This window comes from Pseudorhodobacter aquimaris (assembly GCF_001202025.1).
In the GTDB taxonomy this organism is placed as follows: domain Bacteria; phylum Pseudomonadota; class Alphaproteobacteria; order Rhodobacterales; family Rhodobacteraceae; genus Pseudorhodobacter; species Pseudorhodobacter aquimaris.
Window position 1 is genome coordinate 1 of sequence record NZ_LGHS01000023.1, and the last position, 9428, is coordinate 9428.

General features: G+C 57.5%; 8 protein-coding genes. 2 read left to right on the top strand and 6 right to left on the bottom strand.

Annotated elements, in window-relative coordinates:
- A partial coding sequence (gene istB, locus AKU94_RS03470; RefSeq protein ID WP_050525952.1) for an IS21-like element helper ATPase IstB occupies positions 1 to 541 on the top strand: 541 nt, incomplete at its 5' end.
- A 50-nt stretch (positions 542 to 591) separates the two neighbouring features.
- Here the strand turns inward: istB and AKU94_RS03475 are convergent.
- The 6 genes from AKU94_RS03475 to AKU94_RS03500 all read right to left on the bottom strand — a co-directional run bounded on the left by AKU94_RS03475 (position 592) and on the right by AKU94_RS03500 (position 8510).
- A complete protein-coding gene (locus tag AKU94_RS03475; RefSeq protein WP_050525953.1) occupies positions 592 to 2445 on the bottom strand; it encodes a DDE-type integrase/transposase/recombinase in 1854 nt (617 codons plus the stop codon).
- The gene (locus tag AKU94_RS03480) at positions 2442 to 3251 is read right to left on the bottom strand and encodes a Tn7 transposase TnsA N-terminal domain-containing protein (RefSeq protein ID WP_232295669.1); all 810 of its coding nucleotides are present in this window, start codon (positions 3249 to 3251) and stop codon (positions 2442 to 2444) included. Before AKU94_RS03480 ends, AKU94_RS03475 begins: the two co-directional genes overlap by 4 nt.
- A 389-nt stretch (positions 3252 to 3640) precedes the next feature.
- The gene (locus tag AKU94_RS03485) at positions 3641 to 4207 is read right to left on the bottom strand and encodes a transposase (RefSeq protein WP_050525955.1); all 567 of its coding nucleotides are present in this window, start codon (positions 4205 to 4207) and stop codon (positions 3641 to 3643) included.
- Between the two features lie 37 nt (positions 4208 to 4244).
- Complete coding sequence (locus AKU94_RS03490) at positions 4245 to 5192, bottom strand: 5'-nucleotidase (RefSeq protein ID WP_050525956.1); 948 nt, start codon at positions 5190 to 5192, stop codon at positions 4245 to 4247.
- 22 nt (positions 5193 to 5214) lie between these two features.
- Positions 5215 to 8028: a DEAD/DEAH box helicase family protein gene (locus tag AKU94_RS03495; RefSeq protein WP_050525957.1), complete on the bottom strand. Its 2814-nt coding sequence runs from the start codon at positions 8026 to 8028 to the stop codon at positions 5215 to 5217.
- Between the two features lie 2 nt (positions 8029 to 8030).
- Positions 8031 to 8510: a hypothetical protein gene (locus AKU94_RS03500; RefSeq protein ID WP_198144815.1), complete on the bottom strand. Its 480-nt coding sequence runs from the start codon at positions 8508 to 8510 to the stop codon at positions 8031 to 8033.
- A 66-nt stretch (positions 8511 to 8576) separates the two neighbouring features.
- Here AKU94_RS03500 and istA point away from each other — a divergent pair.
- Positions 8577 to 9428, top strand: an 852-nt coding sequence (gene istA, locus AKU94_RS03505) for an IS21 family transposase (protein WP_050525959.1), incomplete at its 3' end; no start/stop codon positions are given.

Genomic DNA, 9428 nt, shown 5'->3' on the forward strand with positions numbered 1-9428 from the left:
AATCCGTGAAGCCTTGGTTCGCCAGTTGCATCGCTTGGAGTTCATGGATGGGACCGAAAACGTAGTGCTGATCGGGGGCCCAGGAACCGGGAAATCGCATGTCGCTACCGCTCTTGGCATCCAAGCGATCGAACATCGCCGTAAACGCGTCCGCTTCTTCTCAACGGGTGAGTTGGTCAATGCGCTGGAGCAGGAAAAAGCCCAAGGCAAGGCCGGAAAGATCGCTGAGGCGTTGGTGAAAACCGACTTGGTGATCCTGGATGAGCTGGGATATCTGCCGTTCAGCGCTTCGGGAGGCGCGTTGTTGTTCCACCTTCTCAGTAAACTCTACGAGCGCACCAGCGTCGTCATCACCACGAACTTGAGCTTCAGCGAATGGGCCAGCGTGTTCGGCGATGCGAAAATGACCACCGCGCTACTCGACCGCCTAACCCACCGCTGCCACATCCTTGAGACAGGTAATGACAGCTATCGGTTCAAGGCCAGCTCTGAGACAGCGAAAAAGAAACGAAAGGAGACAGCAGCATTGACGCCATCATGACGCAAAGAACATAACAGCTGGGTGGGTCAAGTCTCGGTGACAATGCCGGGTCAGTTCTCAGTGACAATCAACACGGCAAATGCCGTGATTTGCAGATGGACGGTGATCGGTTCATCAATCCCCCGGATCACCACAGTTGCAGCATTGATGTCATCAGGATCGACAAATACCGAAACCTTGCGGGCTTTCACCTTCGGGCTTTCCCGCACTTCCTGGAGTTTATCGGAGTTGAAACAGATCCCGCCGAACACCCGGACACCCTCGTCCGTGGGGGTCGCCTTGACGTCCCATCCCAGCTGAATACGCCGCGTATCGGGGTCGATGGGCGGAATGCAGCCGCGCGTGTGATTGATGTCATTGTAAACTTCGATCGGCCGGCGGGACCACATGCCAACACCCGTGTGCCGCATGGCCGGATATTCGTCGATGAAGAATCGGCTCAGGATCTCGTAAAGCTCTTCGATGTCCAGAACGCCATTCGCGATTGCATCATAGCCCGGCAACTCCCCGGCTTTGCGCCCAGTATAGCCATGGATCAGCTTCAGGAGCACCGACTCGACGGTGCCGAACAAGCGCTCGATGTAGGGCTTGTCTGTGGCCGCATAGGCGCGCGATACGATGTTAATAATGCCGAGGCCAACCAAAGCTCCGATGGCCGTCGCGTTGCGGAGCCCTGGACCGTTGTCATTCTTGACATAGCCTACACCGACACCATCAATCGCCTGGCCATCGCAGCCGTATTTCCGGGCTTCGCGCTCCTTGGAACGAGTGGCCATACGAAAGAGCTGCAAGGTCGCTTCCGCGCGCGGCTGATCGCTGATCACCCACGCGAGTGGCATCCGCGTCGCCACGTCGATCATCACAAGGATATGGAGCCGCTTCCGGATGATCTCGTCGATCTCTTCCAGCGCTTCCCGCTGGTCTTTAGACAATCGTTCCCAGGTGCCGGCCACTTTCGAGGACACGACAAGGGACGCCTTGCACTCGTCGATTTCGACGTATTCGCCGACCATCAGCGCACGAAGATCTGTGCTGCCGCGTCCGCGACGATTGCGCGCGACGGAGCCGCCTTTGATTGCCAAGAGATAGGCGGTGTCCGAGAGATGCTGCGCGCGATGCGCCTTCAGCGTGGAGACGGACGGCACGATCAGCGGAGGCAGCTCGTTTCGAACTCGATGGGCGTTCTCCTCATGGATCAACAATTCGAGGCGGTTATGAACATTCGCCAGACTCGGGCTTTTGAGATCCAGCCCGACTTGTTCCCAGGCCACGGTCATTAGCTCGCGCGAGCGATACGGTATTCTCGCTTCGCGATTGCCCTGAAGATGATACAGCGGCGCCAATGCATCCTTCGGGCGCTCTCCGCTCAGAAGTGCCTCATAGTCCCGAAAGATATCGAGCAGGCGACGTCCCTTGTGCAAGGTCCAGCGATTTCCTTTTTGGCCACCCCGCGGGCCTTCCAGATAAATCGTCTTTCCAAACAGCGCCTGAGCGATATCCCGGATTTCACGGCGCTGACGATCGATGCTGCGCCAGGTTAGCCTGAGGCGGGGTTTTCCGGTTTCCAGGCGCAGCCGTTCCTGAACCGCCTGAATCGCCGTGCAGATCGCCAGCCGGAACGCACTGTCTTCCTGTGCCTCGGTGGTCAAACCCTCGATACCCTCGACTCCCCCGAGACGCTGTTTCAGGCGATTGCCCGTCAATGCCTCGGTGGTGTCGGCCACCATACCAGGCAGCTTCAGCTGGTCGATCAACGACTGCATCGAAATACCGCGGATTTCACCCGATGACAGGTCAACAAGATCGTAACCGTAATCGGTCCTCTCCCTGATGGACATGTCACCCATGGGAAGCGTGACCGCCGTCCCGCTCGGAAAATGGTAGTTCGGCGATTCTGGCGTCATCCCATGAGCCCGATGCGAGAATGCTCCCAGATGACATGGTCGAGGTTTGCGATCAGCTTTCGTGCTGCGATCAGACGATAGCAGGCCTGGAACACCCGACTCTGTTCGATACCGGCGCGGGGAAACAGGTCATTCATCACATAGATCGACCGATGGACATGCATCGTGCGAAGGACAATCGCATCCGCTTCCTCGTCAGGGGTAGCGCAAAGCTTGAACATCCGGAACAAATTGTCCCGACGCTGGCGTGTGTAATCGCCAGCGTTCACGACGATCATGTCGTCTGCCGCCGCGCGCGGTGTGGCGTCAAGAATGGCCTGGATCGCACGCTCCGTCGCCGGTTTGCGCAGGCTGCGCTCATAGCGCACGAACACCAACCGGCGGTGGCCGGTCTGAAACGTCAGCAAAAGGTCGTGTGTATAAGGCGTATTCTTTCCAGTCTCATCCTTAAAATTGACGGTCAACGGCTGGAAGCCGACATCGTAGATGTCCGGAGACATGAGCGCCTGAATGGCCACCGCCGCCTCCGCAACGCTTTCAGTCTTTGCCAGCTTGGGGCGCCAGTCATTCGCCGGGGTCTTGTAGGCAAAGAAGACCTTCTGAGCCCAAGAGCTCCGCCCAGACGGGTCGCGCCGCCCGTCATAAGGATCGACGCCGTAGATTTCGCCCATCTTGATCTTGGAGTCTTTCGGGAGCCGATGCGGCTGATGGTTCCACTCATCATGTTCGATAACGAAGGACATAGGATCACCGTTTCCGGACGGCGGCGCGTCCGGATTGCAAAAGTGTTTCGGAATGATCGACACCTCCCTTGCCCGGCACCGCGCCGCGCCCACGCGGTAGCCTTGAGGCCAGTCACGAGAGTCGATCAGGTTCTATCGCCGGCAAGCGGCGCAAAAATTTTCTCGGGATAGGGTGCGTGCGCCGTCTCGGAAGAGCACATCCCCGTCAGACATTCGACCAGTCCATCTTCGCATGCGCGAAGGAGAGAGTCCACAACCGTCTGTTTTCACACGTTTTTCGTGGATTTCAAGTTTCGGATCACTTTTCGCAATCCATGATTTCCAGTCCGTGCTTCCGTGCGTTCTGCTCAGGCCGCCGCCTATAACCCCCTTTATGTTTAGAAGGTTATCGCGTGGCGCGTGCGCCGCCAATATCACGGCGGATTGCCTCTGGGACTGGCTGTATGCTTAACTCAGCTCAATGAATCGCGATTGTAGTATAAATCGATCAGCCAACCCAGGTGCCTCTCGGTGCCCAGGAAGACGTGTGGCGGGAGAATCACCTCCTCCGTGCAGATCGCGGCCCGCAGAAGTCCCCTGCCGTCGGGGCCAAGGTCTTCGATGATAATCTTGCGCAGGCGACGCGCGGCAACATAGGCTACGCCCATTGCCGCCGCGAGGTCATGAGCAGGCACCATGCCAGTGGCGCTGCCCATGTTCTGATAGTGTATGATCCGCTCCGCAGCTGCGAACCAGATCGGCACCTCAATGCGGCTGCGATGCAAAGCGGTGGCAGTCGTCGGAGAAAACTGGAAACGGCAACTGCGGCACTGGTATTGCGCGCGTGTCGTCAAGTGAACCGGATCTCCGGCCTGGCACCGAGGGCAGAAGATCCCGCTGGGCCAGCGCACGGCGATCAACCGCTCCCGGCAGGATTGGAGGGTCGGAAACCGTTTACGGACGCCCTCCGGCGGCACTTGGCAGCGCAGGGCATACCAATGGATGGCATGTTGCAGATCATCGGCTTGCGTATCGGCCATCAACTCTATCGCCGCGTGGATATGTAATGAGGCAAGGTCAGGCAGGGATAATCGGCTTGTCCGGGGCATGCGGGCCGAAAACGAGCCCAGACGGAACCACCAAGGCTGCCTTTTCAATATGCGTGATCTGATCGTCGAAGAAGATATGCGCGTCCATAGCCTTCAGTATGGGAGCCTTGCTGTTCCTGCCGACGAAGTGAGCTTCATCGGCATCCGCGCCCCAGGATCGTAGTGTATGGATGACACGCGCATGTGCAGGGGCGTTGCGGGCGGTGACGACACAGACCCTGACTTTACTCACCCGTTCGTCATTCATGTGTATCGCGCGAAGTAAGCTGAGCTTCCGGAAGAAGGAAGCAAGCGGGCCAGGTTGCATCGGAGTCTGCGCATTTTCCATCTCATGCGCCAAGAAACTATCGAGGCCGGAGCTAGCATAGATCGCATCGGACTCTGATCCGAAAATGACGGAATCCCCGTCGAATGCCAAACGCAACTCATCATCGTCGCGGGCATCGCCCAGATCAGTAGGCCGTTTTCCCAACATGGCAGCAGGAGTGCCGCCCACAATTGCCGCTCTGACGTCTTCCTCATCATTCGATAGGAAAAGGTCGATCTTCCACGCAGGCAGATATGGGGCTAGGGATTTACCGCTTGTAAAACTCCCATGCCTAATTGGAAGGCCATAGTGCCTGGCCGAGTTGAAGGCTCGCAGCGAAAGGTCCGGCGAGTTCTTCGACATAAGAAAAACTTCGACGTATGGATTTGAAAGATCCTCATTCAGGGCGAGGATGCGCTTGATGATTTGGAATGCAGCACCCTCCTGAAGGATGTCTTCCTCATGTTCTCGCTGATACTCGACATAGGCATTTACGCCTTCCTCGCGGAATATCCGATCCTCCTCGTCCAACTCAAATAATGAGCGAGTGGACACGCCAATTCTGAGAGGATGCGCTTTCAGCGCTGTTTGGGCATCAACCAGATCCATGTAGCCTCCCTCTGCCTCTTATCTATTCATGGGTGTATCGGGTTCGCAGATCTGCATCCGCGATTCGCGTGCAACTCGACGCCAGCCCCTTCACCGTTGCGTTTGCAATAACTGCATGCTCGGGCACCAACAAATAGGACCATGGCTTTTCCGCACCGTCACTTGCTTGCGTCGAAGTGGCGAGGAATGTCCAGAGAGCGGCCGCGTCCGCTTTTCGGATCACGACCGGATCGGTCATATCGCTCGCCCGCTTGGTTTCGATCACGAATTTTTCAGTGTCCGTTTCGACCACGAAATCCGGTTGATAGGGATTGCCGTCAATATCGAAGATTTTGAATTGATTTGGCCCTGGCTTCATCCAGAGACGAACAGTCGGGTCCCGCTCCAGAATGACGGCCATTTTTCGCTCGGTATCGGAATCGAACTTTGCAAGCTGGTAACAGCCCTTTTCAAATCCCGTAAATATGAAGCGCCGGATCTGGTTCAGTTGCTCGGGTGGGTTGCGGTAATCCCGCATGGCTCCCTTATTGCTACCATCGAATGTTTGCGGTCGTAGCTGATCGAATGCCGAGTTGACGGTGACTCGGTATCTGGTCTCACCTCGCCACATGTTGAGCTTCATCTGGGCAAAGACCGCCTCGGCCATGGCGCGAGCGTGACCTTGAATAACGTCACGCAACTTCCCCTCGTCAGGATATTTTCCACGGAAGTGTGCCACGACCTGTCCGGCGAGATCATAGAGGATCGCGGCATGGGCATCGTAATCAACTTCTGGGTAATCCATGAGCTTTACGACCAGATAATCTTCCAGCCGCGCAGGCATCTCACCCTCAGCATCACCCAAGATGATTTCGCGCTTCTCGGTGCGGAGAACCTGGATCAGCAGTTCACGCGACAGGGGTTGATAGTTCCACGTCTTCAGGTCGAGCTGGAAAGCGCGGAAGCCGAAGGTAACTTGGTCCTGCGGTGTAATGGTCAGTGTCGGAATTGCGATCGTCCGCTCGACGAGCTGCTTGCAGACCTCTTCGACAACGGCGACCGCCTGTTCAGGCGTAACTGAAGGGAACAGCCCATCCTGCATCTTCTGTGCAGTGAGGGCCGTTTCAGCAATGCGCTGGATGACTTTGGGATCTTGCAGATGCTTGATAGAAGACACCTCCTTGCTCACCTCGGGCATGACCACGCTTAAGACAGTCTTGGCGAGGCTGACCTCTTCCGGCTTGCTGAAGCGGAAGGGTGGCGCTGGAGGGGCTGCAAACCCGGGAACAATCTCCGGTCCTGTCGGCTCGACGCTCCCAACAACCTGCTGCACCGAAGATGCCGTCGCTTGCGCTTCGGCCTGCAATACCATCTGCTCGATCATCGAGGGTGCGACGACGACGACCGGTTTCGCAGCGGGAATATCACCGCCATCGCCAATCGTGACCGTCTTGAGTTTGCGGGTGACCCCGTTGTCCTCTTTCGCCCGTTGGATCAGATCGTTGAAGCGGTCATGAGCAATGACTGTCAGCTGATCCACCATGGCAACGCCGGTGCGCTTGCCATATGGTAGCCGCAGGCCGCGACCCAGCGTCTGCTCTGTCAGAATATCCGAGGCGGAAGCGCGCAGAGGCACGATGGTGAAGAGGTTGGAAACGTCCCAACCCTCTTTCAGCTTGTTGACGTGGATGACGATATCCGTGTCGCCGCCTTTTTCGATGTTCAGCAGGCGTTGGGCATTCTCGTCGCTCTCCTCGCCGGTCAGCTTCGAGTGGATTTCGATAACCCGACCGCTGTAGCGCCCATCGAAGAACTGATCGGATTCTATGAAATTCCGCACCTCACGGGCATGGGTGGTGTCCTGGGTCACGACCAGCATGAAGGGGCGCACCACGCGCACATCGTGGCTGCGGGCATAGGTTTCCAGCGCGACCTTCACATGCTCATGGTAGTTGATACCATCTTCCAGCTTGATCCGCTCGAGCGTGGCCTCATCCACCGATTTGGGGTCGAAGTTTGCCCGAGTGCCGACAGCCGGCTCTTTGACGTAGCCATCTTCCATCGCCTCCGGCAGATCGTAGCTGTAAACGACGTTCTTGAAAGCTTGCGATTTCGAGCCGACCGTCTTCGGTGTGGCAGTCACCTCTAGCCCCAGGATAGGCTTCAACTCGGAAATCGCCTTGTAGCCAGCGGACCCGCGATAGCGGTGCGCCTCGTCCATCAGCAGGACCAGATCGTCCAGTTCCGACAGGTAGGCGAAATAGCTGTCCCCAATGTATTCCTGCAGACGCTTAATACGGGGTGCATTGCCACCACGCGCCTCGGAGTTGATCTTCGAAATGTTGAAAATGTTGATGATCGCGCCTTCGCGACCAAAGAAGTCGGTGCCGCGCACACCGCGGCCTTCCTCGTAGTTTTCTGCGTTGACGATCAGCGGTGCGTTATGGGCAAAGGCCTCAATCCCGCGGAAAACATATTTCGGGCTGGTGGGTTGGAAGTCGGCGAGCAGTTTGTCGTAAATCGTCAGGTTCGGGGCCAGAACAAAGAAGTTCCGGCTTTTACCGATCATGTAAAGATAGCTGATGAAGGCGCCCATCAACCGGGTCTTGCCAACACCCGTGGCCAGAGCGAAGCAGACGCTCGGGAAATCGCGCTCGAAATCCTCAAACGCGGCATCGGGCAAGTGGCCATAGGCGGCGCGCACGGCGTCGCGGGCGGCCTCGACGTCTGTGTCTTTGGTGGGGGTGATCAGGTCAACGATATCGTCCAACCGCCGCAGCGCTTCGGTCTGGGGTTTGCGCAGGGACAGGCGCTGGGTGATCTGGGCAACGGCGCGTTTCGGGTCAGTGGTCTGCATCTTCACGCCTCCCCGTCATCTGCGAACATGTCGGGCGTGGCATCGTTTGGCTTGGCCTTGGCCCGGCTTTTCGGCGCGGGGCTGATGTCTTCCGCTTCATCATCGGCGATCATCGGCAGGGCGCTGATCTTGAGGGAATAGTCATCCTTGCCCCATTCGCATCGGTTCAGCACAGCCTGCGGGATCTTGCGCAGGGTCAGGTTCATCAGGTTTTCACCCTTCGCCTCATAGGCCATGCAGCAGATCAGCAGGTTACGCTCCTCGCCGACCTCGTCGGAAATGGCGCGCAGCTGATCGAAGGTCAGGCTGTTGGTGGTGATGTAGATGAACGAGGCTTCCGAGGATTGGCCGTGCATCCAGAAATGCTCGGTCGAGGGGGCATAGACGTAGTTGAAATGCTTGCACATCGCCTCGGCCAGCATGGTGGGGTTATATTGTTGATTGTCACTGAGAACTGACCCGGCAACAGCAGAAATTGTCATTGAGAATTGACCCATGTGCAACCTTGCCCCTGCTTGATTCAGCTGGGGGCTATTGGAGTGGTAGACATGGGATTTTTGAGGGTTATTCGGAAATGGGCGCTGCGAGACAAGATGCCCATTCGCGAGATTGCGCGGCGTACAGGCGTATCTCGCAACACGATCAAGAAGTATCTGCGGGCTGGGATTGTCGAGCCCGAGTTTCAGAGACCGGACCGGCCGAGCAAGCTGGATCCGTATGCTGAGAAGCTGACAGCCTGGTTGCTGTCTGAGCGGCGCAAATCACGCAAGGAGCGGCGGACTGCCAAGCAGATGCATGCCGATCTGGTGCAGCTTGGCTTTGATGGCTCATATGAGCGGGTTGCGGCCTTTGTGCGGGACTGGAAGGGTGAACGGCAACGCGCATATCACACGACTGACCGCGGGGTCTTCGTTCCGCTGGTGTTCCAGCCTGGCGAGGCGTTTCAATTCGATTGGAGCGAGGACTGGGCCTATGTTGGCGGCGAGCGCATCAAGCTTCAGGTCGCCCATATCAAGCTGTCGCACAGCCGCGCCTTCTTGGTGCGGGCCTATCTGCTGCAAACGCATGAGATGCTGTTCGATGCCCACTGGCATGGCTTCCGGGTGTTTGAGGGTGTTCCAGGGCGCGGCGTCTACGACAACATGAAGACAGCCGTCGACCGGGTTGGTGTCGGAAAGAAGCGCGATGTAAACGCGCGGTTCCTGGCGATGACCAGCCACTATGTCTTTGATCCTGAGTTCTGCAATCCAGCGGCAGGGTGGGAGAAAGGTCAGGTTGAGAAGAATGTGCGCGATGCGCGCCACCGGCTTTGGCAACTCATGCCCGCCTTTCCTAACCTCAATGCGCTGAATGAGTGGTTGGAGGAGCGCTGCAAGCTCCTGTGGGCCGAGACTCCGCAT